At 62.7% G+C, this 26,417-nt stretch carries 24 protein-coding genes; 12 read left to right on the top strand and 12 right to left on the bottom strand.

Annotation, left to right across the window (positions count from 1 at the left end; translation table 11 throughout):
• The first annotated feature begins 18 nt into the window (after positions 1–18).
• The 3 genes from ppc to R2855_10310 all read left to right on the top strand — a co-directional run bounded on the left by ppc (position 19) and on the right by R2855_10310 (position 6,275).
• Positions 19–2,745: a phosphoenolpyruvate carboxylase gene (gene ppc, locus R2855_10320; GenBank protein MEZ4531415.1), complete on the top strand. Its 2,727-nt coding sequence runs from the start codon at positions 19–21 to the stop codon at positions 2,743–2,745.
• 136 nt (positions 2,746–2,881) lie between these two features.
• Entirely contained in the window at positions 2,882–5,131 is a 2,250-nt protein-coding gene (locus R2855_10315; protein ID MEZ4531414.1) for an SH3 domain-containing protein, read from the top strand.
• A gap of 739 nt (positions 5,132–5,870) precedes the next feature.
• The gene (locus R2855_10310; GenBank protein MEZ4531413.1) at positions 5,871–6,275 is read left to right on the top strand and encodes a L,D-transpeptidase; all 405 of its coding nucleotides are present in this window, start codon (positions 5,871–5,873) and stop codon (positions 6,273–6,275) included.
• 13 nt (positions 6,276–6,288) lie between these two features.
• Here R2855_10310 and R2855_10305 read toward each other — a convergent pair whose 3' ends face one another.
• The 6 genes from R2855_10305 to R2855_10280 all read right to left on the bottom strand — a co-directional run bounded on the left by R2855_10305 (position 6,289) and on the right by R2855_10280 (position 11,373).
• Positions 6,289–7,497 carry an FAD-dependent oxidoreductase gene (locus R2855_10305; GenBank protein ID MEZ4531412.1) on the bottom strand — a complete coding sequence of 403 codons (1,209 nt, stop codon included), beginning with the start codon at positions 7,495–7,497 and terminating at the stop codon, positions 6,289–6,291.
• Positions 7,498–7,643: 146 nt separating this feature from the next.
• The gene (locus R2855_10300) at positions 7,644–8,591 is read right to left on the bottom strand and encodes an MMPL family transporter (GenBank protein MEZ4531411.1); all 948 of its coding nucleotides are present in this window, start codon (positions 8,589–8,591) and stop codon (positions 7,644–7,646) included.
• Positions 8,527–9,297: an MMPL family transporter gene (locus R2855_10295; GenBank protein ID MEZ4531410.1), complete on the bottom strand. Its 771-nt coding sequence runs from the start codon at positions 9,295–9,297 to the stop codon at positions 8,527–8,529. Before R2855_10295 ends, R2855_10300 begins: the two co-directional genes overlap by 65 nt.
• Complete coding sequence (locus R2855_10290) at positions 9,294–9,755, bottom strand: hypothetical protein (protein MEZ4531409.1); 462 nt, start codon at positions 9,753–9,755, stop codon at positions 9,294–9,296. The genes R2855_10295 and R2855_10290 overlap by 4 nt, the downstream gene beginning before the upstream one ends.
• Before the next feature lie 418 nt (positions 9,756–10,173).
• Positions 10,174–10,440: a hypothetical protein gene (locus R2855_10285; GenBank protein ID MEZ4531408.1), complete on the bottom strand. Its 267-nt coding sequence runs from the start codon at positions 10,438–10,440 to the stop codon at positions 10,174–10,176.
• 120 nt (positions 10,441–10,560) lie between these two features.
• On the bottom strand, positions 10,561–11,373 hold the full coding sequence (locus R2855_10280) for a histidine kinase (GenBank protein MEZ4531407.1): 813 nt from the start codon (positions 11,371–11,373) through the stop codon (positions 10,561–10,563).
• Positions 11,374–11,408: 35 nt separating this feature from the next.
• Between R2855_10280 and R2855_10275 the strand changes: the two genes are divergently transcribed.
• Complete coding sequence (locus R2855_10275; GenBank protein ID MEZ4531406.1) at positions 11,409–11,774, top strand: hypothetical protein; 366 nt, start codon at positions 11,409–11,411, stop codon at positions 11,772–11,774.
• Between the two features lie 147 nt (positions 11,775–11,921).
• Here the strand turns inward: R2855_10275 and R2855_10270 are convergent, their stop codons facing one another.
• Positions 11,922–12,428, bottom strand: coding sequence for an inorganic diphosphatase (locus tag R2855_10270; protein MEZ4531405.1), 507 nt, complete (start codon positions 12,426–12,428; stop codon positions 11,922–11,924).
• 72 nt (positions 12,429–12,500) lie between these two features.
• A complete protein-coding gene (locus tag R2855_10265; protein MEZ4531404.1) occupies positions 12,501–13,232 on the bottom strand; it encodes a DUF6062 family protein in 732 nt (243 codons plus the stop codon).
• A gap of 150 nt (positions 13,233–13,382) precedes the next feature.
• Between R2855_10265 and R2855_10260 the strand changes: the two genes are divergently transcribed.
• Both R2855_10260 and R2855_10255 read left to right on the top strand, forming a co-directional pair.
• Positions 13,383–13,814, top strand: a complete 432-nt coding sequence (locus tag R2855_10260) for a hypothetical protein (protein MEZ4531403.1) — start codon at positions 13,383–13,385, stop codon at positions 13,812–13,814.
• Complete coding sequence (locus tag R2855_10255) at positions 13,811–15,535, top strand: helicase-associated domain-containing protein (protein ID MEZ4531402.1); 1,725 nt, start codon at positions 13,811–13,813, stop codon at positions 15,533–15,535. Before R2855_10260 ends, R2855_10255 begins: the two co-directional genes overlap by 4 nt.
• On the opposite strand, the gene R2855_10250 is transcribed toward R2855_10255, so the two are convergent.
• A complete protein-coding gene (locus tag R2855_10250) occupies positions 15,532–16,002 on the bottom strand; it encodes a MarR family transcriptional regulator (protein MEZ4531401.1) in 471 nt (156 codons plus the stop codon). The genes R2855_10255 and R2855_10250 overlap by 4 nt on opposite strands.
• A 242-nt stretch (positions 16,003–16,244) precedes the next feature.
• Between R2855_10250 and R2855_10245 the strand changes: the two genes are divergently transcribed.
• The gene (locus R2855_10245; GenBank protein MEZ4531400.1) at positions 16,245–16,739 is read left to right on the top strand and encodes a hypothetical protein; all 495 of its coding nucleotides are present in this window, start codon (positions 16,245–16,247) and stop codon (positions 16,737–16,739) included.
• On the top strand, positions 16,736–17,389 hold the full coding sequence (locus R2855_10240; GenBank protein ID MEZ4531399.1) for a TlpA disulfide reductase family protein: 654 nt from the start codon (positions 16,736–16,738) through the stop codon (positions 17,387–17,389). The genes R2855_10245 and R2855_10240 overlap by 4 nt, the downstream gene beginning before the upstream one ends.
• Positions 17,390–17,485: 96 nt before the next feature.
• Here R2855_10240 and R2855_10235 read toward each other — a convergent pair whose 3' ends face one another.
• Both R2855_10235 and R2855_10230 read right to left on the bottom strand, forming a co-directional pair.
• On the bottom strand, positions 17,486–18,421 hold the full coding sequence (locus R2855_10235; protein MEZ4531398.1) for a branched-chain amino acid transaminase: 936 nt from the start codon (positions 18,419–18,421) through the stop codon (positions 17,486–17,488).
• A 219-nt stretch (positions 18,422–18,640) separates the two neighbouring features.
• The gene (locus R2855_10230) at positions 18,641–19,168 is read right to left on the bottom strand and encodes a PadR family transcriptional regulator (protein ID MEZ4531397.1); all 528 of its coding nucleotides are present in this window, start codon (positions 19,166–19,168) and stop codon (positions 18,641–18,643) included.
• 240 nt (positions 19,169–19,408) lie between these two features.
• On the opposite strand from R2855_10230, the gene R2855_10225 reads away from it, so the two are divergent.
• From R2855_10225 to R2855_10210, 4 genes are all read left to right on the top strand, one after another.
• Positions 19,409–19,888 carry a CBS domain-containing protein gene (locus R2855_10225; protein ID MEZ4531396.1) on the top strand — a complete coding sequence of 160 codons (480 nt, stop codon included), beginning with the start codon at positions 19,409–19,411 and terminating at the stop codon, positions 19,886–19,888.
• A gap of 169 nt (positions 19,889–20,057) precedes the next feature.
• Positions 20,058–20,651, top strand: coding sequence for a helix-turn-helix domain-containing protein (locus R2855_10220; protein ID MEZ4531395.1), 594 nt, complete (start codon positions 20,058–20,060; stop codon positions 20,649–20,651).
• A gap of 13 nt (positions 20,652–20,664) precedes the next feature.
• A complete protein-coding gene (locus tag R2855_10215; protein MEZ4531394.1) occupies positions 20,665–21,849 on the top strand; it encodes a diphosphate--fructose-6-phosphate 1-phosphotransferase in 1,185 nt (394 codons plus the stop codon).
• A 12-nt stretch (positions 21,850–21,861) separates the two neighbouring features.
• On the top strand, positions 21,862–23,832 hold the full coding sequence (locus R2855_10210; protein ID MEZ4531393.1) for a dynamin family protein: 1,971 nt from the start codon (positions 21,862–21,864) through the stop codon (positions 23,830–23,832).
• A 1-nt stretch (position 23,833) separates the two neighbouring features.
• On the opposite strand, the gene R2855_10205 is transcribed toward R2855_10210, so the two are convergent.
• Complete coding sequence (locus R2855_10205) at positions 23,834–26,395, bottom strand: LuxR C-terminal-related transcriptional regulator (protein MEZ4531392.1); 2,562 nt, start codon at positions 26,393–26,395, stop codon at positions 23,834–23,836.
• Between the last annotated feature and the right edge of the window lie 22 nt (positions 26,396–26,417).

The raw sequence follows: 26,417 nt of genomic DNA, 5'->3' as shown, positions 1-26,417 counted from the left end.
TCGTGAAACGTGGCGCGCATGACTTCGAGCCGAACGATCTCGGACGACATTTACTTCCTCGGCGATTTGCTCGGCGATGTCATCACCGCGCAGGCAGGATTGGATGGATTCGACCTCGAAGAATCGGTGCGCGCGCTCGCCAAGGCGCATCGCTCGGGCGACCCCGCGGCAGGAACCGAGCTCAACGCGCTCATCGCAGGATTGAGTATCGACGAAGCGGTCTTGCTCATCAGGGCTTTCACCAGTTACTTCCAGCTCATCAATCTCTCCGAAGACAACGAACGCGTGCGTCGCATCCGGAAGCGCGAAGCCGAAACCTTTCCCGCGCCCCGCCGCGGCTCCATCCGTGAAGCGCTTCAGGTTCTCAAGGATCGCGGCATGAGCGGCGAAGATGTGGCCGCGCTGCTGCAACGCGCCCAGGTTCGGCTGGTGATGACCGCCCATCCCACCGAAGCACGCCGCCGCACGATTCTCGAAAAGCAAGCGCGCATTTTCCGTACCTTGCGCGACATGGACGAAGCGGATCTGCTGCCCCGCGAGATCGAGCGGGTGCGCGACCGGCTTGCTGCCACAGTGGCCGAGCTCTGGAGCAGCAGCGAGGTGCGCGCGGTGCGCATGAAGGTCAGCGATGAAATCCAGGCGAACCTGATCCATTTCCGCACGAGTCTCTATCACATCGTGCCCGAGATCTACCGCGACCTCGAAGAGGCCGTCGCCGATCTCTATCCGGATGACTTCATCCCCGTGCCATCGTTCCTCACGTTCGGCTCCTGGGTTGGCGGCGACCGGGATGGGAATCCGTTCGTTACCCCGGACGCAACCCGCGAAGCCCTCGTCATGATGCGCGATTCGTGTCTGACATCGCTGGACGAGCGGTTCGGGCAAGTGGCCGGACGCATTTCGGTTTCGACCATGATCGCTGGCGAATTTCCGGAACTGGACGAGCTCTTGCACGCCAACCGGGAGCGGTTCCCCGAGGTCGCGGCGCGGTTGATGGCGGAAAACGTCGATGAGCCGTTCCGTCAGCTGCTGACGCTCATGCGCGAGCGGGTGCGCGCCACTCGTTTCGAGCTTCCCGGCGCGTACAGCGGCCCAAGGGAGCTGTTGAGCGATCTTCGCCTTATCGAGCGGACCCTCATCGACCGGGGCGAAGCGCTCATCACCGGAGGCGATCTGCACGATCTCATCCGGCAGGTAGAGGTCTTCGGTTTTCACTACGCCAGCCTCGACATTCGCGATCATTCCCGCCGCCACGAACGAGCCGTCGACGAATCGTTCCGCCTCACCGGTATCGCGCCCGACTACGCATCGTTGCCGGAGACCGAGCGCGTGCGCCTGCTCTCGCGAGAAATCGAGAGCTTGCGCCCGATCGTGCCGATCGACCTCGGCCGATATTCGCACGAAGCCGCCGAAGTGATCGAAACCTTCCGGGTCATCCGCGAAGTGATGGACGGGAAGCATCAGGACGCAATCGGCACATACGTCATCTCCGCCGGAGAAGCGGCGTCCGATGTGCTGGAAGTTCTCTTGCTCATGAAAGAAGCCGGTTTGGCGGGGCCCGGCGGTGTGGATGCCCGGTTGCCCATCGCCCCGCTTTTCGAGCAAGGCGAGTCGCTGGCGGCAGCGGATAGCGTCATGCGTGATCTGCTGATGCAGCCGGTCTATCGCACTGCGCTGGCAGCGCAAGGCAATGCGCAGGAAGTGATGGTCGGTTACTCCGACTCGAACAAGGAACTCGGCTATCTCGCCTCGTCGTGGGCGTTGTACGAAGCACAGGTCAAACTGAAAGACCTGTTCCTGGCCTTTGGCGTCGACTTCACCTTTTTCCACGGACGAGGCGGTTCGGTGGGGCGCGGCGGAGGCCCGTCGAACGTCGCCATCCTGGCGCAACCAGCCGATACCGTGCGCGGACGCATCAAGATGACCGAGCAAGGCGAAGTCGTGGCGGGACGCTACGGTCTGCGGGAGATCGCCCATCGCGAGCTGGAACTCGTCACCGGCGCTGTGCTGGTTTCCATGGTTGGATTGCTCCATGCTCCTGAAGGCGATCAGCTCGCCCGCTTCGAGCAAGCCATGGCCACCATGGCGGCCAGATCGACCGAGGTCTACCAGGCGCTGGTCTACGGAGACGAGGGATTCATCTCCTTTTTCGAGCAAGCCACCCCGATCAGGGAAATGAGCGAGCTCAAACTCGGCTCTCGTCCGGCGCGGCGCACCACATCGCACCGCATCGAAGACCTGCGCGCGATTCCCTGGGTCTTCTCCTGGACCCAGGCGCGCATTCTGCTGCCGGGCTGGTATGGACTCGGTTCGGCGCTGGAGACCGCGCGAGAGCGCTACGGACTCGAATTCCTGCAGGAAATGGACGAGGGCTGGCCCTATTTTGCCGCCGTGCTCTCGAACGCAGAGATGGCGCTGGCCAAAGCGGACATGCGCGTGGCAGAGCTGTACATCGGGTTGGTGGAACCCGTCGAATTGCGCGAACGGATCTGGACCGACATCACAGCCGAGTTTGCACGCACGGTCGAACTCCTGCTCGCGGTCACCAGGCAAACCGCCCTGCTCGACCGAGATCCCGTCCTGCAACGTTCGATCGCGCGGCGAAATCCGTATGTCGACCCGCTCTCCTTCATCCAGGTGGAACTGTTGAAACGGTTCCGGGAGACCGGAGATGTCGACGCCTTCCTACGCCCGGTGCTCTTGAGCATCAACGGGATAGCTGGAGCGCTCAAGAACACCGGCTAGCGCAAGGGTCCGTTCGTACCCATTCGGGCACCCAGGAAACCTTTTTGCCCCTCCGCGCGCTGTGTAGAATGAACGTGGGGAAACTGGGTATTGTTCTTGGGATTCGTCGATTGGGGTCGACGGGAAGGGTTTACATTTGAAACGCATTGCCTCGCTGGTGCTCCTGTTGTCGTTGCTGGCAGCACTGGCGCTTCCTGCATTCCAACCGGCGTACGCCGCGCTCGCGCAACCCGAGGGTTCCGTCGTCGCTGAACAGGAAGGCGAAGAGCCGCCTCCCGTCGAGGAGGAGGTTCCGCCGACCGAAACGCCAACTGAGGTACCGGCGCCCACCGAGCCTCCCGTTCCGACCGCAACCAACACCGAGGTTCCACCAACCGCGGAGCCATCTGCCACGGACGAACCAGTTCTTCCGGCCGAGACGATGACCGCCTCGCCGACAGAAACGGCGACCACCGAGCCATCGGCGACTCCATACAAGAACTTCGTGTACGGCGATCGTTTTGTGACCACCGCGCGGGTCAACTGCCGCGTTGGTCCGTCCGTCGCCGACCAGGTGATCAAGGTTGCCTACAACGGCGAGTCAGGCGTCTTCCTCGAGTACGCCGTGCTGGCTGGCGGCTATGACTGGATCAAGGTCCAGTTCCTGGACGCTGCCACGACGCAGTGCTATCTGGCTGGGAAATATGTCGATCTGGCGGAGCCGGGATACGGCGTTCCTCCGACGATCACGCCAACTCCGTCGAATACCCCGACCAGTACGGTGACCAGTACTGCCACTGTGACGGAAACGGCAACCGTCACCGAGACACCGACGATCACGACAACGCCGACCGAGACGCTGACACCAACGGTCACGTTGACCCCGACCGAGACTCTCACCCCAACGGTGACCAACACACCGACCGTCACCAACACGCCAACCAACACACTCGTGGCGACGCTGACGCCGACGCCGACCTACCGCAACATCCACGCGGGTGACCTGGTCGCAGCCAATCAATCGCTCAATTGCCGTTCGTCCGCCTCGACCTCTGGAACCGTCACCCGCATCCTGGAGAAGAACGAGCGCGCGATCGTCATCTCCGATCCGGCGTCGTCTGGCGGCTATTGGTGGTCCAAGATCAGACCGCTCGGCACCACGATCGAGTGCTATGTCGCTGCGCAGTACCTCGATGTGATCCAGGCTGGTGGCGGCGTGACACCGACGGTTTCCGGCACGGTCGTTACTGGCGGACCGTACAAGGTCGGCGACATGATCGAGACCACCGCCACGGTCAACCTGCGCACTGGCGCCGGCACCACGAACCCGGTGGTGAAGACGATCTCGTCCCGGACCGTCGGCACAGTCATGGCCGGATATCAGAAAGTCGGCAACGACGACTGGATTCAGGTGCAGTTCCCGACGGGGAACGGCTGGATAGCAGCCCGCTACACCAAGCTGGTCGGCGGCAGCACGCCGGGCGGTCCGTTCGCCGCGGGCGAAAAGATCGTCGTCACCGGTCCGGTCAACCTGCGTGTCGGTCCGAGCACTTCGAGCACCGCGCTCGGTCAGCTCAACAAGGGCAACCAGGGCATCGCGCTTGGTGTGCAATCCAAGGTCGGCAGCACCACCTGGGTGCAGGTCGAGTTTCCGCTTGGGACTGGCTGGGTCTCGGCCGCCTATCTGCAGAAGCTCAGTTCGGTCACACCCACGGTTGGTCCGCAGGCGGGCAGGATTGCCGTCTATATCGACTGCACGTCGAACCCCGAACGTGTGCTCGTCACGAACACCAATTCGCAGTCGATCAAGGTCATCAGCATCGGTTCGATCTACCAGCCGAGCGGCGCGGAGCCATTCTCGGTTGGCGACAATGTCGGACCGAACGTGACGCTTTCGTACTCCGCCGGCAGCGCGGCCAGCGGCATCCGCAAGCTCACGTCCAGCCAGATCTTCGATGACAGCGCCGGAAGCGCCGAGGGAGTGATCGTCAAGACATCGCTGGGCGACATCACGGCCTACTGCCCGGCCGTTACCAGCGGCGAGAAATGGATCGAAGTCAACCTGAGCACCCAAACGATGACCGTTTGGCGCGGATCGACCGTCGTGTCCAGTTCATTGGTCAGCACCGGCAAGCCCGGCTTCAGCACGCCGACCGGCACGTACTACATCTCGACCAAGTACCCCTCGGTCACCATGGCCGCGTGTGTCAACGGCGAGTGCTGGAACACTCCGGGCGTCCCATGGGCCATGCTCTTCCGTGCTGGCGGGTTCTACATCCACGGCGCCTACTGGCACAACGACTTCGGTAGAGTGCGGAGCCACGGATGCGTCAATCTCCCGGTGCCGTATGCCGAGTGGCTGTACGGTTGGGCGCCTTCGGGCACGCGCGTTTGGATTCACTACTAGCGATCCCCACGATCGCACAGATAGAACGGGGTGTCCCTCCCGGGGATGCCCCGTTTTTTCGTCCCTTGCGCATGGATCCCTCCTCCGTCGATAGTTCGCGCCGGCAAGTCGCCGGCAAGTCATCGCCAACGCCCTGAGTTCCGCTCGTGATCGATCCATCGCCCGATTCAATCGACCCCGTACCTGCACTCCTGGCTCACGGTGAGACGGAGAGCGGGTCCAGAAGCGCTCGATCGGAAATGCTGGTCATTCCTGCAACGGAGCGCACCAACCTGATGACAGGCGATTTGGCTCAAATCAACCGCGCTTCGGTCAATGGGCGCGCGTGGATGTCCACCGCCGCCACAATCTTGCGCACCTTCGAGGCGGGTGAACGTGTCGAGCTGTTGAGCGATCCGATACGCTCCGAGGGGCGCATTTGGGCCAGGGTGCGGGAAGATTCCGACGCAACCGGCGCTCCATGCTATGTCGCCACGCGCTACCTGGACCTGGTCGAGGCCCGGGCAAGCGTCCCCCTCACAGTCTCACGACCGGACGCGCCCGGCGATCGTGCGCTCGCATCGTTTCGACCCGGCGACCTGGTGCGCCCCCGGGTTCGATTGAAACTGCGTGCGCAACCTAATGCCAGAAGCACAGTCCTGCGCGAGCTGTCCACCAACACGCTCGCCACCGTGCTGGACACTGTCGACGGCTCCAGTGAGTCCGACTGGATCCACGTTCAGTTGCCGGAGGTCGAGGGTTGGCTGGCGACCAGATACATAGAGCTTTTCGGCCGAACGAGAAATGGATCGAGGTCGACATCTCGAATCAGACGCTGATCGCCTGGAACGACCGTGAACCGGACGCCCGTCTGATCATCAGTTCAGGGAAGCCCGGTTTTCGCACCCCACTCGGAGCCTTCACGATCTCGCAAAAGGTTCCAGCCAAGCGAACGGTAGCCACCGTCAACGGCGAGCATTGGGACATTCCGGGTGTGCCCTGGATCATGGTCTTTCGCTCGGGCGGGTACTACATCCACGGCGTTTATTGGCATGAAGACTTCGGCAATGCCGTCAGCCATGGCTGCGTCACCCTGGCCGTGCCTGATGCCGAGTGGCTCTACCAATGGACCCCGCTCAGCGCCCCGATGCTCATCCACGAATAGGTCGTGGCGTCGTTTACAGCACCGCCGCGCTGGCCGTGCGAGCGGTCTGGCCCTTCTCGCCGGCGGTATATGGGTTGTGCCAGGCGGTTCCTTTTTCCACGAACCGGTCGGGAAGGAAGTAGCTCAGATCGAACCCGTGGTTCCTGCCCGTGATCTCATCGGCAACGATCTTGCCGTTGATTGCGCCCCAGGAAAACCCGCCGCCGTTGAATCCGGCCACGATCGTGAGTCCCTGCATGATGCTGGTGCGTCCGATCAATGGCAGTCCGTCCGGTGTAAATCCCATGATTCCGGCCCACATGCGCACCACGCGCACGCCTTTCAACACCGGGAACAGCCCAACGAGCCGCTTGCCGATTCCGCTCATGACCGGCAGCGTGACCCGCTCTTCGTAGAGTCCGAGTCCTTCCTGCTCATCCAGGCGGCGGAATCCCCCGCAAACGATGGGGCCACCGGGCACCTGACGGCCGTATTCCTTGTCGAAGTTATTGCCCCAGGCGAGCGGCAAGATAGGCGCGACCGGCTCGGTAGCGAGAATCTGGCCGCGTGCCGGAACGATGGCGCCCGCTGGCAATTGGCGCAAGAGCAGCGGCGTGTACGAGTTGGTCGCCAGCACGACTTCTTCGGCATGCACACGTGAGCCGTCCAGCAACTCGACGCCGGCAGCGCGTCCTGAATGCTCCAGAATCTTCGCAACCGGGGTATGTGTGCGAATCTCGGCACCGAGGCGGGCAGCCGCATTGGCAAACCCGTCGACCAGCGCAAATGGCCAAAGATGACCGGCGCTGCGTGTGTACTTGGAACCGTAGATGTCCTCGGTCACCGCAGGCATCAGTTTGCGGGTCTCTTTCGCGTCCAGAAGTTCGGGGCTTGCTCCAGCGGCGCGCTCGATTTCATATCGCTCGACCATGTGGTCCCACTGCGCTTTGGTTTGCCCGATCTCGATCGTGCCCGATTTTCGCAGCTGGAAATCGACCCCCAGTTCGTCCGGCAGCTCCTGCAACATGCGCCAGTTGGCCGAGGTGATGTCATAGAGCTGGCGTGCGCCATCGCTATGCATGCGCGCGCCCTCGCTGGTCATGCCGCCGTTGCGACCCGACGCTCCGGAACAGATGCCTCGCTGGTCGAAGAGATGCACCTTCTTGCCCGCCTGCGCCAATCGAAACGCAATCGAGCAACCATTGACACCGCCACCAACCACGATCACATCTGGACCAGACATCGCCGTCTTCCTCTCGTTGCCGCCGAACTCCCGGAAGTCTATCAGTCCATACCGGCCACGCTCGCCAGGACGACCGGCTCCGCGATTGGGAAAGAACGGACTGGCGGGCAGCATGCGGCCCGCCAGTATTCGAACAGACCGACAGGTCATCCCACGGTGACCGCAGAGTCGGACGTCCTCGCCGACTCCACGTGCACCCTTGGGAGCCACTCGAGCCGGTGAGGGAGGTACCAGTTCCAGTCGCCGAGCAAGCGCATCGAAGCAGGCACGAGCACCAGCCGAATCACGGTGGCATCGAGGAGTATCGCGACCGCCAACCCGAAACCAAGCTGCTGGAACATCACCAGATCGGCTGTAGCGAATGCGGCGAATACGACCACCATGATTGCCGCAGCACCGGTGATGATGCGCCGGGTGACATGCAGCCCATCGGCAACGGCCAGCGAATTGTCGCCGGTCCGGTCCCACGCTTCCCGAATTCGGGATAAAAGGAAGATGTGGTAGTCCATCGACAATCCGAAGAGGATGCTGAAGAGAAAGATTGGGATCCAGGCCTCGATGGTTGGTGTTCGTTGGAAACCGAATAGCCCGACACCATGCCCTTGCTGGAAGACGAAAACCATCGCCCCATAGGCTGCACCGACCGAAAGCAAATTCAGCAGAAGCGCCTTCACCGGTACGACGATCGACCGGAATGCCAGTAGCAGCACCAGGAATGAAAGCCCAAGAACGATCGCCAAGACCCGCGGTGTCCACAGGCCGACCAGCGCATCGAAGTCGGCCGTTTCGGCGACATCCCCGCCAACCAGGACGCACGCGTCGATCCCGGCAAAGGCCGTCGGTATCAGGTCGACACGCAAGCGCTCGATTGCGGCATAGGCCTCGGGCGTGTTTCCGTCGATGGTGAGTGGCACTTCGACCAATGCCAAGGTGCCTGCATCGTTCCATGCTTGGTCCGTCGGCGGGGCGAACGCGGAATCGGCCGCGAGACCGTCCAGCAGTCGCTCGATGGCGCCGTTGGTCGCGTCGTCATTCGATCCGGCAACCACAATTTCGACCGGATCGGTCAGGCCGGCAGCGAAGTCGCGAGCCAAAATTTCGTATCCAGCGCGTAGATCGCCAGGTGGCATCGATTCGATTCCGGCAGCCCCGCGTTCCATCGACAGAGCTGGCAAGGCAAGCAGGAAGAGAACTGCAATGGCAGCCAAGGCGCTGATCCCCGGCCGTCGCAGCACCAAACGGACGAGCCGGTCCGAGTGCGTCGCCCTTGTGCGCGCTCCAAGCCATTGCGGACGACGCGGCCAGTCGAGCCTGCTCCCCGAGATCGCCAGGCGCCGGAAGCAAAGTGAGCGTCGCCAGGAGTGCGACCACGACCACCAGGATTGCTCCAGCACCGAGACTGCGAAAGAGCGTGGTGGGGAGCAGGAGCATGCCCAGCAGGCTGATTGCCACGGTCGCCCCTGAAAAGAGGACCGCGCGCCCAGAGGTAGCGGCGGTGCGCGCCATCGCTTCAGCCGGTGCATGTCCCATCCGGCGTTCTTCCCTGAACCGGTCGACGATGAAGAGCGCGTAGTCCACCCCGACCGCCAGACCAATCATGGAAATCATGTTGAGCGCGTAGACCGACATCGAGGTCACCCGACCCAGGAGCAGCGTCAACCCCACCGCCCCGGCGATGGAAACGATCGACAACACGATCGGAATTCCAGCCGCCACCAGCGCGCCGAACACAAGGATCAGCACCAGCAAAGCCGCTGGAAGACCAAACACTTCCGAACGGATGAGATCGTGTTCGGTCATCTCGTCGACTGCGTCATCGAAACGATCTTCGCTGACGAAATGCACCAATGACGCCACTCGGTGGCTGCGGCAAGCACCGCGGCATCAGCTGCATCGCGTTCGCCACTGGGACGATATGGGATCAGGGTGGTCGTTCCATCGGCTGACCTCAGCGTGTCTGCCCGCTCATCCCCAGCTTCGTTCGCTTCGTACCAGGTGATGGCGGTCGCTCCATTCGTCTCGAGCGCCCGCGCCAGCGATTCCACCGCGGTGTGGTAGGCGGGGTCATCCAGTGTCATTCCAGCGGATTCGACGACCAGCAGCTCGGGATAGTCGTCTGATTGATCTTCCGCTCCCCACTCGCTCTCGAGGAGCCGATCGGCCTGCACCGATTCTGGCTCTGAGATGAACTGATTCTCTGTACCGAGCTCTCCGCCGGCCACCGCGGCAAGCGTGACGAGCAGCACCAGTCCAGCCATCCAAATCAGGATCGTACGTCGCGGAGAGGAAAATGAATATCGAGGCAGCGCCTCCTGAAAACCGTTCAACATGGCGGCAGTCATCCATCAACGAAGCCAATCGGCGCTGATCAGCGCCCACACTCGTTGTATCGGCGGGAGATCGACTTGCCGACCGCCGTCCGATGGAATTCGCTCTCCGCTGTTTGGTGGTGATTCAGGGGAGCAGGTCAGCGGAATGTTGTAGAAGGCCGGTCGCCAGCCGGGAACCGTTTTTCTGCGCGACTGGCGATGCAGCATCTGGGCGATCAGTCGTCGAGCGTAACGAGTCCCTCCCCGAAGGCCGTAGAGCGTCGCCTGCGTACGGCTGGCAAGTCCCAGCTTGCTCAGGATATGGCTGATGTGGGTGCGCACAGTAGCTTCACTGAGCGGTGCGCGGCTACTCTCTGGTTCGAGTACTTGCCACCTCGCGCAGCACATCGAGCTCGCGGGTGGTGAGCCCATCGGTGGCCGGAGTTGCCGATGCCGCTTGACTGAGCGCGCTCATGATCCGACCCGCGACCGACGGGTCGATTGGCGATTCGCCTCGGTCCACCTGGCGAATCGCCCGCACGAGGTCCTCCGGTGAGGAGTCCTTGAGCAGGTAGCCGCGCGCCCCAGCGCGAATCGCCGGGAGCACCTTTTCATCGGTGACGAAGCTGGTCAACGCCAGAATGCGCGCCTCGGTGACCAGGGTTGCCCGGATGGCGCGATCGCCTCAGTTCCTTCCATTCCAGGAAGAACGGGGTCCATGAGCGTCATCTGGGCGCAACACCAACGCACCCGTTCAATGGCGACAATCTCCCCGCTTCGCCAATGACTTCGACGCGTCGGGTTCGGTCGAGCAGCGCGCGAATCCTTTGCGCACAATTGCATGATCGTCGGCAATGAAATAAAGCGTGACCAGCAGCCGCAGCGGCGTCTCACACCCGCACGCGGGTTCATTGCCTGGATCCGACACGACAGTAAACGTTCCGCCGAGACGTTTCGCCCGTTCACGCATGCGCGCATGCCGCCAGATCCGATCAGCAGCGGCGCCGGTTTCGATCCCAACCGCCGTCATCCTCCACGTCCAGCACCAGCGATCGCCCGTCCCTGGCGAACCACGACGCGTACATTCGACGCGCCGCTGTGCCGTACCGCATTGGTCAACGCCTCGATTGCGATGCGCTCGAGCTCGATCGGTGCAGGCGGTACATCGCTCAACGTCGTACGTGATCGTTGCCTGCAGACCGGTACGGCGCTCGACGGTGGCCAGTCGATTCTCGAGCGCGCGTTGCAGTCCGAGCTCCTCCATCTCTGGTGGGCGCAGCTCGTAGATCAGCAGGCGCATCTCCGCCTGTGCGGTGCGAGCGGCTTCGCTCATGGAATCGAGTTCCTCTACGAGACCATCGTGATTGCCGCTCGCAAGGTTGCGTCTGGCCGCTTCGCTGCTGAGCACCAAACCATAAAGTGACTGACTAACTGAATCGTGCAACTCGCGCGCCAGCCGGTTGCGCTCTTCCACAATCGCCAGATTCTCGATCGTTGCGGCACTCTCGGTCAGTTGGCGGTTCGCTTCCTGCAGTTCCACGACGAGGGAGCGTGCCTGAACCTGCACGCTCTCTCTGCTCGGTGACCGTCGCATAGGATGCAATGAGAACGTATCCGACGATGTACAACAAGATGATCGCCAGCGAGCTGCGGCCAGAGCTCCTGAAAAATCAGCAACCCCGCAGTCATGACCGCGAAGGTCGCTGCGAACCAGAAACGCCGCCAGCGGCGATCGGGAACGAGCGCAATCTGCGCGCTTATTGGAATCAACAAGACTGGAAAAAAGTCGAGCTCGGGCTGGGCCACCATCGCCGCAAAGACGATCGTGAGCTGCAGCCCGAAATAGAGATGCTCATACCAGTGAAAGCGGCGACTCAGCCGGTCGCCGGTGACGAAGAGCGCCAGATAGACCAGGAGCAACAGAAGAGTCAGGGGTTGCCGATCCGCATCCCCGTCCGCATCGAATGACCGCAGCACGACCGCCAACCAGAGCGGCAGACTGACCAAATAGAAGAACCGTGGGCGACGTCCGCCCAACCCGGTTTCCGGTGTGATTGGCGGCTTGGAAGCAGGCAGATCGATCGGCATCGGCGCGTGGAGCCCGATCGTCCCGGGCTACTCCTTTTCGTAGCGGGCGCGGCAGGCTTCGATCACATCCCAGGCAAAGGATGCGTCATGCCAGCCGAGCACCTCGGTCTGCTTCGGTTCGAGCAGCTTGTACGTGGCGAAAAACGTCTCGATCTCGCGCAGCCAATGGTCGCCAAGATGCGAGAGATCGGATACATGCTGATAACGCGGGTCGCCTACCGGGACCGCCAGCACCTTGAAGTCGGAACCCTTCTCATCCGACATGTCGAGCCCAATCGGCCGCGCATCGATGTAGCAGCCGGGGAACGTCGGTTCCTGCATGAGCACCAGGATGTCGAGATGGTCTCCATCCTCGGCCAGGGTATCGGGAATGAACCCATAGTCGGTGGGATAGTGAACCGAGGAGTAGAGCACCCGGTCGAGCCGCAGTCTCCCCGTGGCCTCGTCGAACTCGTACTTGTTGCGACTGCCGCGGGGAATCTCGATGAATGCGAGAACGGTCGATCGATCGATTGGATTGGACGGATTGGACACGCTACTCCCTTATCCCATGGTTGATTCGATGGTGGATACATCTTCGCCGCTTTTGCAGTTCACTGCCGGAGGTTACTCTGCTGTGCTGGATCTCGCCCGTCGACCGTCGATGCCCGGTGCCCCGGCGACATGCCGAACCGCCTGTTCCACCGCGTTCCATTCGGCGCCCTGCGGCTCGTCTTGATAGCGATAGTCGTGCTTGCGGATGACTTCTCGCAAGTCGGCCCGCAACGTCTCATGCGTGCGAAGCAGCCGCGAACGCAGCGCATCGAGCGCCTCCGCGCTCGGTCCGGCGCAGAGCGCATGATTCAGATGCGAAACGCACAACCCATCAGACGACAGGTATCGCTCGCGGAAACTGGCGGTTCGTAGTCCGTCGAGCAACTGCGCGACGAGCTCGCGCTCCTGTTCGGCGCGCGTCACGCAGAGTGGGCAGGGGCGCGCTTCCACCAGCGCTGCGCATTCCCGATTCGTCCGCCCGCCGGAGATGCGAGAACCAAGCTGCCCTCGCAGACCGGTTCGTGTCGGTGAGACGCGTTCCAGCTCTCGCGAGATGCGTCCCAGCACCGCCTCGTAGATGATGGCGGTGCTCAGGGGCTGCGCTTCGGCGAGCCATTGAGCTGCATGCGTGCTGCAGAACCCCCACGCGGCATCGACTCGCTCTCGGTAGGCAGGATCGAGCACCAGTTCGTCCTGGATCGTCTCGATGGTCTGCGCGACCCGCTGCAGCACGATGCGGCAGACGGGGCATCCTGGCAGGGCAAGCGCATCATCGAGCCGGAGATTGCGAGAAAGCGGCGGCATGCGATCCAGGACTGAACGAACGCGCATCAGCGCGACAAGACGACACCCACTTGACACTGGGCGCGGCGATGCCGAACCCTACGTGGTGACGAGACGCGGGTCAAGGGTTCCTGGGGAGGCGTCCTTGCTCCCGCGGCCAGGAGCATCCCGGTGCGCAACTTGATGGGCCGGCTGAACGCCCGGACGGATGAGGAGCTCCAGCGAATCGGCATTGCCTGGCAGGTGCCGAGCACAGCGCGCGACCGTGCCGCCCTGATCGCTCAACTCATGCGCGCCATGACCGATCTGCGCGCCACGCGCGACTTCTGGATGCGCCGCCCGTTGGACGAGCGCGAGATGATTGCGTTCTACGTCGCAGCCGACGCCGACGACGGATTCACGATCGACCAGCTTGCCGAACAATTGCAGGCGGAACCTTCCGTCGTCAGAGCCACGGCCACCCGCCTCTATCAGGCCGGGGCGCTGGCATCGAACGCGCGCGGCCAGACGCTTTCCGTGGGCGAACTCCCACGGCTCTTCTGCCGCGTGAGCTTGGGCAACTGTTCGCGCGCATTCAGGACGAGCTCGATGCCGGCGACGTGAGTCAGACTCCGTTTGCGGCACTCCTTGCCCTCCTGGATGACGCGGACATTCAACGCGCAGCGGAGCTCTGGGGATTGGAATCGATGCCGGGGTTGCGCACCCGGCGTGAACTCACCGACGGGCTCCTGGAGCTCTCCGCCTGGCCAGACCGGCGATCGGCTGTCGAACGGAAACTCGGCTGGGATGCCAAGCGTGTGCTGGGTGTCGTGACCGAACTGCCAGCCGGGCAAACAACGACGCTGACGGAGATCGCCGACGCCCTGGATCTCGATTTCGGTCAACCCAGGGCAGCGGAGCGCTTACGAACCGCGTTGACGGAACTCGAGGAATCGCTCCTCGTTTGGCATACCTACGTGCCTGACGGACGGCGGGCGCTCTTCCAACCGATCTGGAACACGGCTACCGCAGCGCTGCCGCAGGATCGCGAGCAGGCGCCATCACCGGTGAACGGAACGCCCGATTCCGATGCGCAGGTCGACCGATATGCGCTGGCATGGGACTTGCTCACACTGCTGCGATGGCTGGGCGCAGGAACGCCGGCTGTTGCGCCGCTTTCGTCCGCAACGATGCGTGCCCGGCGCCGATTCAACGAGTTGCTGTGGAACGCTGGAGCGGAAGAGCCGTTGCCGGGCTACCTCGAGTTTCTCGCGGCATTGGCCGATCAGGGCAACTTGCTCGACCCGCCGGACGCCGAATCGCGCGGCAACCCCGCCATGCGCGTTTGGCGATCCCGTTCGTTTGCCGAACAAACCGCGCAACTGCTCACCTGGTGGCTCAGCGCGACTCTGTGGATCGAAGCGTTCGATCAGGAAGAGGTCGTGGTCTCCGGAGCGCACTGGCCGCAGTTCCGCCGCCGGTTGCTGGTTCTGCTTCCGGAATTCGATCCAAACGCCTGGTATCGCCTCGACGCCGTCACGCACTGGCTCAGCAACCGCAGCAGCGACGCCCTGGGCGACACCGTGCAGATCGCGACCGCGCGGCCGGTGGATGCACGCCTGGACCGCTCGGTGGAGCGGCTCTCGTCGCTGGAACAGGTGGTCGAGCGGACACTGCGCAGCGGGTTTTCCTGGTTCAGGTTGGTGGAAATTGGACATATCCCATCGGTCGGCGAGGTGATCCGCGTGACCGAAACCGGGCGCGCCACAGCCGGGGTTGGCTCCCTTCCCCCAGCGCCGGATCCGATCGAACCGCCGTTGACGGTCCATCCCGACCTGACCGTGACGCTCGTCGACCCGTCACCGGTGCGCATATGGTCGCTGACTGCATTCGCCGATCAGGTCCGGTTGCAACCGCAAGCCGAATACCGCATCACGAATCGGTCGTTGAAGCGGGCGCTCACCGCCGGATTCCGCGTGCAGGACGTGGAAACCTTTCTGGAGAAGCAAAGCGGAGAACCACTGGCCGACCGCTCCCGCGCGGAACTCGAACAGTGGGCAGAGTCGCTCGGACGTGTTTGGCTCACGCCGGCGGCCATCGTCCAACCGGAGCAAGAGGACGATACCCAGGCCGTGCGCACGGCGTTGGCCGATGCCGGGCTGACTGTGAGTTCGATGGGACCCGGGTTGCTCGTGCATGGTGCGGAAGGAATGTCCGCCGCAGCGCTCGAGCGACAGATCACCACCACGCTTCAGGAAGCGGGCAAGAGCCCTCAGCTCCGCGCCGCTCCTGATGCGTTCGCGGGTGACGACCGCGTCGTATCAAACGAGGATCCCGATCGTTAGCTCGCAGGTGTCGTGAGTTCCAGTTCGGTGGCCACCGGGCGCAGCTTGGTCAAGCTACGGTCGAGTTGCTCGAGATCGGCACCAGAGAAGGAGACGAGCGCAGCCGCCATTTCCCCCTGCAACTGGCGGGACACCGACTCTGCCGCGGCGCGTCCCTCGTCGGTGAGCGCCAGCAGCACGCGGCGACGATCGTCGGTGCTGTTGATGCGCCGCACATAGCCGCGCTTCTCCAACCGGTCGATCAATCCGGTGACGACCGCCGGTGTGACCATCAGACGGCGCGCGACATCGCCAAGCGTGGTCTTTTCACTCTCGATCATGGTGAGCGCGGAAAGCTGACGCAAACTGAGCCGGTTCTCACCGGCGGCTCGGGAGACGCTGGCCTCCGCCCATCGATTCAGTCGGGGAACTATATCGAGCAGCGACAACGTGACGCTGTCGGCAACTGTGTGGGCTGATTTCGACATCGATGAGACTCTCCTTAAGCAGCGCCCATCACAACGGGTAACGGGGCTGGTGCACATTGATCAATAACTACGCAATCTACGCCCCCGGTTCCGCGCCGCCCTTCGCGCCGGAAGCGTCCTCGACCACTGATTGTACTGGAGGAAAGGAAATTTTTTACCTCACGTTCTTTCACGCGCTATCCCTCACCGATCGGCCGGCATCGTAGACTAGCAAGCAACAGTTCGCCGTTTGGGAGCAACCTGTGAGTCAGCAACGCAATATCCCGGTCCGCAGGTGGATTTCGAACCTGCTTTTCATCGTGGCCGCCGTGCTCTTCGCGTTCGTGGCCTATTCCTGGTACCAGGAACGGAATGACGATGTCGGACCGGTTCCCACACCGCAAAGCGTCCCCGGACATGCTGAACTGAAGAACGTGCACGACGCCATTGTGGCGCAGGGCGCCACGGTGGAATATGGCCGGCAGACGGTTCGTGTCGAAGGACTCACACCAGTCGGTCAACAGCTACTCGTCGAAGGCGCTCCGGTCTACGTGTTCATCTTCGAGAGTCCTGAGGCACGTGAGAAAGAGACGGCGAAGATCGATCTGGACGCGATCCAGCTCACCACACCTTCCGGGGCCGATGCCGCGACCGGCGTATTGGTGATATCTCAGGGAAGCAACATCCTCACCGTGTCAGATGGCGCTCCCGAAGCGGTCCAGGCCCAGGTCGACGCGGCGGTGCAGAGTTTGCCTTGACCGACGACGCGCAGAAAGACGATCCAGTTTCACCAGACGAGCTGCCCGAAGACGATCCGTTCGAGCACGGACGCGTCGGGTACGGCAGCTATGCCAAATACACGCCGGCGTTGCTCGCGCTCGGTATCGTCCTGGTCATTGCGTACATCGGTTGGAAGGAGTGGCAACCGGACGCGGATCTCCCCCGCGCCGGGGTGCTCATCGATCAACCTGCGCCGGCATGGACGCTCGAACTGATCGACGGCTCGACCGTTTCCAATACAGACCTCGCCGGACGGGCCGTCGTGCTCAATTTCTGGGCCTCATGGTGCGCTCCTTGCGAGGAGGAAATGCCAGCACTGGAACAACTGAGCGCCGAATTTTCGACAGAGGGCACACCCGCCACGATCGTTGGTGTGGGCGTCAAGCGCGACAACAATGAAAACGCGCTGGCGATGGTCGAACGGCTGGGCATCACCTATCCGATTGGCCGCGACACCGCCGGGGCAAGCGACACCATCGGTCCGGTCACACAGTCCTTTGGAGTCGACACCTATCCAGCGACGGTCTTCATCCGCCCGGATGGCACGGTGTCAGCGATCGTCTTTGGTCCACTAACCGAGGATACGGCGCGGCAATATGTCGAGGACGCCCTGAGTTCCGGGTCCTGAGCCCTGCGACGCGAGCGTTCGTAAATGCGAAACGGGGCGGCATCGTTACCGCCCCGTAATGCTGCATGCTGCCGGCCGCGTGCCGCGTGCTCCGGGTTAGCCCGCCATTGCGACCTGCGGAATCTTCACTTGTGTGAGCCAGTGCGCATACTGCTGGTTCTTGCCGCGGACTGTATCGAAAAAGATCGTGCGCAGTTGGTCCGTGATCGGTCCCACCTTGCCGCTACCGATCGTGCGGCCGTCCACCGACTCGATCCAGGCGATCTGCACCCCAGTGCCGCAGAAGAAGGCTTCATCCGCGATGTAGAGCTCGGTGCGGTCGATCTCGCGCACCTCGATATCGATCCCGGCACTCCTGGCCATCTTCAGGATCGAGCGGCGGGTGACGCCTTCCAGGATGTCGCTCGAGAACGGCGGGGTGATCAACCGGTCGTGCCGCACGATGAAGAGGTTGCAACCGCTTCCCTCGGCGATCTTTCCGGCTGTGTTCATCATGATCGCCTCATCGGCGCCGTTCTCGACCGCCTCATCCTTGGCGAACGCGGAATTCACATAGGCGCCAGAGAGCTTGCCGCGGCTCGGGATAGCGGCATCCGGAATGCGAACCCACGAGGAAATGACCGCCTTCTGCCCCCGGTCGAGCGACAGGTAATCGCCCATCGGCATCTGATAGACCGCGAACTCGTCGCCGATGCCCCGCAAGCGCGGGGTGAGCTGGACGGCCGGTTTGTAGAGAAATGGACGGATGTAGATATCGCCGGACGGGGCATTCTTCTCGGTTAGCTCGATGATGATGCGCGCCATGTCATCGGCATCGTAGGGAAGCTCCATGCGCAACAGCTTGGCGGAATTGGCGAGACGAGCGGCGTGCTCCGGCAAGCGAAAGATGTTGATCGTGGCGCCGTCCTGGTCCAGATAGCCGCGCACACCGGCAAATGCTCCGGTGCCATATTGCAGCGCGTGGGTGCCGATGCTCACGTTCGCTTCGGAGAACGGAACGATCTTGCCCTCGAAAAATGCGTAGTCGAGCATCTTTGCGTCCATGGAATTCCTCTCGGCGCGATTCCTTCGTCTGGCAGTCCTGGGGTCGAAGGAGCGATTCGGTAGCTAGTCGGTATTGTCCCATATGGAAAGTTGGGACGGTCCCCATCGACCCGCGCAGGTGAACGCGCGAAACGTGCCCAACTGTGAACGGGGCAAGTGGGGATGGTCACGTTATCGTCAGGCGAGCCTTGTGCCCAAACGATGGGGCTAAAGCGATTCGAGCCAGGAAATCGCCGCGCGCGTCTGCAAGAGACGGAGATCGAGCACCTGACGGCCAAAGTCATCTGCACCAGCAGTCGATTCCGCCAGGCGAGCCTGGAGATTGGCTTCCACCTCGCGGCTCCTGTCGAGCTGTCCGCGAATGAGGTCCGAGGCAAGCGCCGGATCGAGTTGGCGGGCGAAATAGAGCTTGACCAGGAACTCGAGCCGGATCTCGCGGGTATGTCCCACCGGTTCGCGCAGCCAATTCAGCAGTTCGGCCTTGCCTTCGTCGGTCAGCGTATAGATCTGACGCGGGGGCCGGGTTCCCTGGGGCTCGATATCGACCGTGACCCAACCGGTGCGGGCCAGCTTCTTCAAGTGGTGATAGAGCATGCCCGGTTCGAGCTTGAGGATGTCGCCAAGCGGCTGATCGTCGCCGAAATGACGCGCCAGATCGTAGCCGTGACCGCCTTCCTGCTCGAAATAGAGCAGACCGAGAATGGCGTGTTCCGCGGGTTGCGTTGGTCGCGGCATTCGGAACGCTCCTTCTGCTAGCTGATTCGGCGCGCCCACCCGCGCTTGAGCCGGGCTTGCCAAGCACACTCGCTGCGGCGAGGAGATCCTTCGGCTTCGCTCAGGATGACAGGGCGAATGGCGTGTTCCGCGGGTTGCGTTGGTCGCGGCATTTCGAGGCTCCCGAACGATGTCCGTTTCCCGCGTAACGGTACACTTTTCGCCGAAAGAACGCAGTCTGCGTCTGAGAGGCGAACTCCTATGGAAACTGCGCTGAACGCGCGTGATGTGATGCTGACCGACGTGCCGGTCGTGACCGCCGAGGCGCCCGTGGCGGACGTCATCGCCGTGCTGGAATCGCACGATTTGGGTGGCATGCCGGTGCTGGACGACGAGCAGAAGCTGGTCGGCATGGTGACCGAATACGACATCATCAGCAAACGCGGCCTCACCGCCGGAAGCATCATGAGCCGCGGTGTGATCACGGTGCAAGAGATGGCGCCGGTGGGCGAGTTGATCGAACTGATGGGTCTCCACGGTGTGCGCCAGTTGCCCGTCGTGCACGATGGTCAACTCATCGGCATCGTGACCCGTCGCGAGCTGATGCGCCGCTATGCCCGCACGATCTGGGTCTGCGAGCGATGCGGCACGCAGGAGCCGGGACTGCTGCGCCCCCTGAAGTGCCCGAACTGCGGAGCGACGACATTCCGGGTGAAGGACGGCGGCGGGGTTGGGAGATAAGGCCACGGCATCAACCGACAGGCGCTGAACCGGACACGCCCCGGTTCGTGGCAATCTCCGCTATTCCGGTTCCCATGATCGCGTTCACCCGCATACGTACACGACTATTTCGTGTTACGATTCGATCGTAAGGACAGATCGTCGTCAGATTCGCGGGTGGCGAGTCGCCTTGAACGAATTCCTTTCAGAGCTTTTCGCGTCGAAGGTCCGCGCTGCGGTGCTGGGCCAGACGATTCCGCGACCCCATCTCGCCTATTCCCTCACCGAGTTCTCACGCATCCTGGAGCTCCCGATCAGTTCGTTGCAACATGAGTGCTACAAGCTGGAGCGGTTGGGCATTCTGGTCTCGCAACGTGAGGGCGCTTCACGGCGCTATCGGGTCAACCCCGAGGGTCCCTCGATCCGGGAATTGACTGCCCTGGTCGTGAGCGCGCTGGAACCAGCCGAGGTGCTCCGCAGCACACTGGACGAGATTCCGGGGCTGGAATCCGCGTTCATCGCTGCGACTTTGCCGCTGACGCAGTCCGCGGTGTCGGGCGCGGAAGGCTCGATCCCGCTCGTGCTGATCGGAGAGATCCCTCTGGAACAGATCGACGCCGCGCAAGAGCGAGTGGCGGCGCTCCTTGGGCTGGATGCGTCACAAATCGAGGCGGTTTTCTACCTTCCCGAGGACTGGGAAGAACGCGTGGAACAGCGGGCAGCCTATGCCGTCTGGCTGCTGGAATCGCCGCGCACGCACCTCGTTGGAACCCCCATCGATTGATTGGATCGATCGCATGAGACAAGGCACGCTGCTGATCGGGCAATCCGGCGGCGCCACCGCGGTCATCAATGCGTCGCTCGCCGGAGCGGTCGAAGCCGGACTCGGTCACTTCGCTCGCGTGCTCGGCATGCGCAACGGCATGGCTGGGTTCCTGGACGAGGCGTTCGTCGACCTGACCAACCTTGGGACGCCAGAGCTCGCCCGGCTGCGAGCCACGCCGGGCTCAGCCCTGGGCACGAGCCGACTCAAAATGAACGAGGAGCAGCTGGATCGGGCAATAGCGATTGCACGCGCCCATTACGTGCGCGGGATCGTGCTGATCGGCGGGAACGACTCGGCCGATTCGGCACGCAAACTCAGTGAGCGCGCGCAGGGAGCGCTTCCTGCCGTGCTCGCGCCAAAGACAGTCGACAACGACCTGATCGGGACCGATTTCTGCCCAGGCTTCCCCTCCGCCGCGAAGTTCCTTGCCAATCTGGTGCGGGATGCAACCTGGGACTCCCTTTCGGCTCCCAACCTCTACCCCGTCAAGCTGATCGAGGTTCCCGGCCGCGATGCGGGATGGTTGCCATTGAGCGGGTCGCTCGGGTTTGCCGAGCACGATACCGACCTGCAGCCACTCGTCTTTCTTCCCGAAGCGCCGCCAGCTTCAGCAGAGGCAATGGTGACCGCCTTGATGGACCGGGTTGCATCGCTTGGATTCGCGGTCGCGATCGTGCCGGAAACATTGCGCGATTCCAGCGGCAATCACCTGGGCGGGAACGAACCGGAGTACATCGATCCATTTGGCCATCCCTACTTCTCCTCCGCAGGCGAAGGGTTGGCGCGGCAGCTGCGAGCCGCGACCGGTGTTCGCGCCCGGGTCGAACGGCCTGGTTCGGCGACCCGGATGTCGATATCGCTCGCATCGCCAACCGACCAACGCCTTGCCTACGAGAGCGGACGAGCGGCGGTCGCGGCCATTGCGCGCGGACAAGGCGGAGTCATGGCCGCTATCGAGCGCGATGCGGCGTTCCCGCCAGCATTCACCACACGGTATGTCGACCTCGGTGAGGTAGCGAATCGCGTGCGGTCGCTTCCTCAGGCATACTTTGACGACCGGAAGCTGGCGCCTACGAATGCGTTCGCGGCGTATGCGCTTCCCCTGCTCGGACCCGATCCGTTTCCAGCGTATGCCCGGCTCGATCCAGCGCGCTAAGGACCTGTTCGCATGAGAGATCTTTTTCGCCGAAGACGTGGCGCTCCAGGAGCGGCAGAGCAATCGAGCGTAGTGTTGTCCGACCGGCAGCACGAGCTGGTCGACGAGGAACTGTCCATCCTCACTCGGCTTGCGGTATTGCTCGACGACTACCCCGCCACCGAGGAAGACCGCCGGCAGATCGCGGATGCGAAGGAGCAGCTCACATCGCTCTTTATGCTGGTGGTGGTGGGCGAGTTCAACGCCGGGAAGTCGGCCTTCATCAATGCGCTCATCGGCGGCCAGATTCTGCCGGAAGGCGTGACGCCTACCACCGCGGTCATCAACATCCTCACCTACGGCGAGCGTATTGGCGATAGACGATTGGGCGATGGGAGCATCGAGCGGACCTATCCCGCGCCGTTCCTGATCGATATCACCGTGGTCGATACTCCCGGCACGAACGCCATCATCCGCGAACACGAAGCACTGACCCAGAAGTTCGTTCCCCGTTCCGATATCGTCTTCTTCGTCACCTCGGCTGACCGGCCATTCACCGAATCGGAACGCGAGTTCATGGAGGGGGTAAAGGACTGGGGCAAGAAGATCGTGGTGGTCATCAACAAGATCGACCTCCTGCGCGATCAGGCGAGCGTCAAGCAAGTCATCGAGTTCGTCGATACGAACATTTCGCGCCTGCTCGGCATCGCTCCCGAGATCTTCCCGGTGTCGGCATTGCAGGCCCAGCAGGCAAACGAGCTGGCCGACCGCAATCTGACCGAAAGCCAGCGGCTGTGGGAAGAGAGCCGGTTTGGCAACCTGCAGAACTACATCTTCGAGACATTGGACGAAGAGGGGCGCATTCGCCTCAAGCTGCTGAGCCCGCTGGGCACCGCGCAGCACCTGGCCGATGTCTACCTGAAGACGACGAATGAGCGCCTGGCGGTCCTGACCGAGGATATCGATACGCTGCGCACCATCGACCGGCAGCTCGAGCTCTATCAGGAGGACATGCGCAAGCAGTTCGCCTATCACCTCGACCGGATCGAGAACATCATCGGCAAGATGAACGCCCGCGGCGACGATTTCTTCGAAGACACGATCCGCATCGGGCGCGTGATCGACCTGATGAACAAGGACAAGATCAAAGCCGAGTTCGAGCGAAAGGTGGTCGGCGATACCGAAGAGGAGATCGACGCAACCGTCAACGAGTTGATCGACTGGATGGTGGAACAGGATCTGCGCACCTGGGAAGCGATCAATGGCTATCTCGACCGGCGTCGCCTGGCGCAGTACGAAGACCAGATGGTGGGCGAGGTGAGCAGCCAGTTCCGCTACGACCGGCGGGCATTGCTCGATTCGGTGTCGAAGCGCGCGCAGGAGGAGGTCGATCGCTACGACCCGGACAAATCGGCCAACGATCTCTCGCTCTCGGTGCGCAATGCCGTCGCGCAAACTGCGATTGCTGAAGTCGGCGCAATCGGGCTCGGAGCGCTGGTTGTGGCTGCGGCAAGCACCGTCGCGGTCGATGTGACGGGTATCGTGGCCGCCAGCCTGCTGGCCGGACTTGGGTTGTTCATCCTGCCACGCAAGCGCAAGCAAACACGGGAAGAGTTCCGCAAGCGTTCGACCGAACTGGAGCAAAACCTGATCTCGGTCATGAACGAACAGTTCGAGCACGAGCTGCAGCGTTCGGTCAATCGGATGGAAAGCGCCATCGCCCCCTATTCCCGTTTCGTGCGCGATCAACACGCCAAACTGACGATGACCAGGGGGGAGCTCGAACAGATCGTTGCCGATCTCAAGGGCATGCGCTTCAAGATCGGCGGCCCGGATGATGCTGCCCCGGCGTTGCAGGCTGGTTTGCGGCCATGGTCGCCGGACGAGGAGCCGAAACCGGACTATCGCGTAGGGCGGTCAGTAAGCGAGCGCGATGCCGAAATCGCTGCCCCCTCTTCGGACACCGCAAGCGGAACCCGAGGGCTCTTCCGCGCGAGCCAGTAAGTCAACGCGCCACCACAAGCCCGTGTTGATAGGCCAACGCAACGGCCGCCGCGCGGTTGCGGCATTCGAGCTTGGCCAGGATACGGGCGACATGGTGATCGGCGGTCTTCAGAGTGATGAAGAGCGTACTGGCGATCTGGCGATTCGACTTTCCGTCCGCGAGCAGCCGCAACACATCGAGCTCTCGCGGAGTCAGGTTGCCGTACGATGCGTCGCCTTGCCCGACCCTGGACGCCGGCGTTCGCTCACGCTCCGCGCGCGCGATGGCAAGCGCTTCCAGCACGGCGTCGTCCATCTCCCATGCCTGCCCAACCGCCCGCTCCCGCTCGAACGCTTCTCGTCCCAGGGATGTTCGCAGCCGATCCTGCAGGTCAGCCGCGCGTTTCGCCTGTGGGCTGGTCGGGTTGACGCAGTTCCGGGCATAGGCGGCCTGTGCCGCCCCAATGAGCCGCGTTGCCACGTCCGGATTCGTTTCGACAGCCCACGCGCCAATGAGACCAATCACATCGGCTTGCCCCAGCTCGTCTCCGATGGTGGCATATCGATCGAGCGCCTCGATGTAGTTCGCTGCAACGGTCGAGACATCACCGATGGCAAGGGCTGCATCACCGAGATTGACATTCGCTGCCGCCAACACGTCGAACGCCGAGATGCGTGACGCAATCTGCAGCGCCTCTGACGCGTACCGAACGGTAGTCATCGGGTCGAGCTGCAGATCGGCCAGGTTCACCAGTGTCACGCTCATACCGTATTCGTCACCGAGACGCCCCTGAATCTCCAGGCACTCGTTCAGCAGCTCCTGCGCCTCGTTCACCTCGCCAAGCCGTTGTCGAACGACCGCATTGTTCGAAAGAAAGGTCGCCAGCAGGCTGGGATCGTCGATCTCGCGCAGAAGGGAAGCAATGTCCCGATGCGCCCGGTCCGCATCCTCCAGCGCGCCCTTGCGCAGCATCGCGCTGGCCATCGACGCGCGCGCGACCCCCATCGTTCGTCGCTCTCCCTCGCTCGCCAGCTCGGCGGCCCGTTCGAACGCCGCGATCGCTTCGTCGAACCGTCCCAGGTTGTTGTTCACGTTTCCGTAATCGATGAGTGAGAGAGCCATCCCGGTTCGATCTCCCAGGCTCTCCCACGCCGCAATGGCGCGCCGATTCAGGTCGAGCGCGGAATCGTGATCGAACTGCAACTCGGCGCAAACCGCTGCCCCACGCAAGGCATTCGCCCAAAGACGGGTGGGTTCTGCTTCGCCAAGCGCCATGGCCGCGGTGAACGCATCCCTCCCCTCGTCCCAAAGCGCCCGAATCCGCCAGTAGCGTTGCAACGCCACGGCCAAACGCAATGCGCCCGTCTGATCGCGCTCCTCGAGGAAAAATGTGAATGCCTGGCGCACATTCGGAGACATCCTGTCCAGACGGACGACCGCCGAATGCTGGCCTTCCCCATGCAGGTTTGGCACGAGGGATTCCACAAGCTCCAGAAACCACGCAGCATGCCGGGCACGGAGAACCGCTTCGTCGCCCAAGGCGCGAAGCTGCTCGATGGCAAAGTCGCGAATCGAGGTCAGCATGCGAAACCGGGGCTGCCCATCGATATCGTCATCGAGTCGCGCCAGCAACGCCTGATCGTAAATCGACTCGAGCACCTCCTCGATCTCGCGATCGGGCGGTGTGCACACCACCCGCGCAGCTTCGAGCGTGAACGAATCGACGAAAACGCCAAGCTCACGCAGCAACCGCCGATCGTCTTCGGCGAGGAGGTGGTAGCTCCAGACAATTGCGCCACGCAGCGTCTGGTGACGTTCGGAGACATCGGCTGGTCCGCCGGTGAGGATCGCAAGCTGCCGCGTCAACGCTTGCCGAAGCGCTGGCAGGGACAACATGCGCAGTCGGGCAGCGGCCAGCTCGATGGCCAGCGGCAATCCGTCGAGATGGGTGCAGATCGTTTCGATGATGGCGGCATTGCGCTTGTCCAGGGCAACTGGCTGGCCTCCGCGCGCAGCCCGATCCAGGAACAACTTCCCAGCCACCGAGAGCTCGCCTGTCCCCGATCCCGCTGGCTGAGTTGCCAATGGTTCGACGGCAATCACGAGTTCTCCCGCGATGTGCAGCGACGAGCGGCTGGTTGCGAGCACCCGCAAGCGAGGCAACGCCCTCAGCAACGCCGCAATATCGATGGCGCCCGGGAGGAGATGCTCCATATTGTCGATCACCAACAGCACGGATCGTCCCGCGAGCGCTTCCGAGATCTGCTCGCCAACCGGCTTGCCATCCGAACGATCGATCTGGAGCCGGTCGGCGATCTCCGGAAGCAGGAGCGCGGGATCGGCGAGCATCGCTCCATCGATGAAACGGACCTCGCTGTCCAGTGTCGCGAATGCTCGCCGAACCGATTCGACCGCCAGCCGGGTCTTGCCGACTCCCCCTGGTCCGACGAGTGTGATCGCGCGTAGCGATGGATCGGCCAGCAGCTGTGCAAGCTGGTCGAGAGCGGATTCCCGCCCGACAAACCGGGTCAGATAGACGGGGAATCCTGACAGGGGATCGGCAAAATTCGACTTAGTTGACATGGAGTGTTTCGCGGTTCATCCG

The organism is Thermomicrobiales bacterium, from assembly GCA_041390825.1.
Lineage (GTDB): Bacteria > Chloroflexota > Chloroflexia > Thermomicrobiales > UBA6265 > JAMLHN01.
This window is presented reverse-complemented; position numbering and strand designations above follow the sequence as displayed.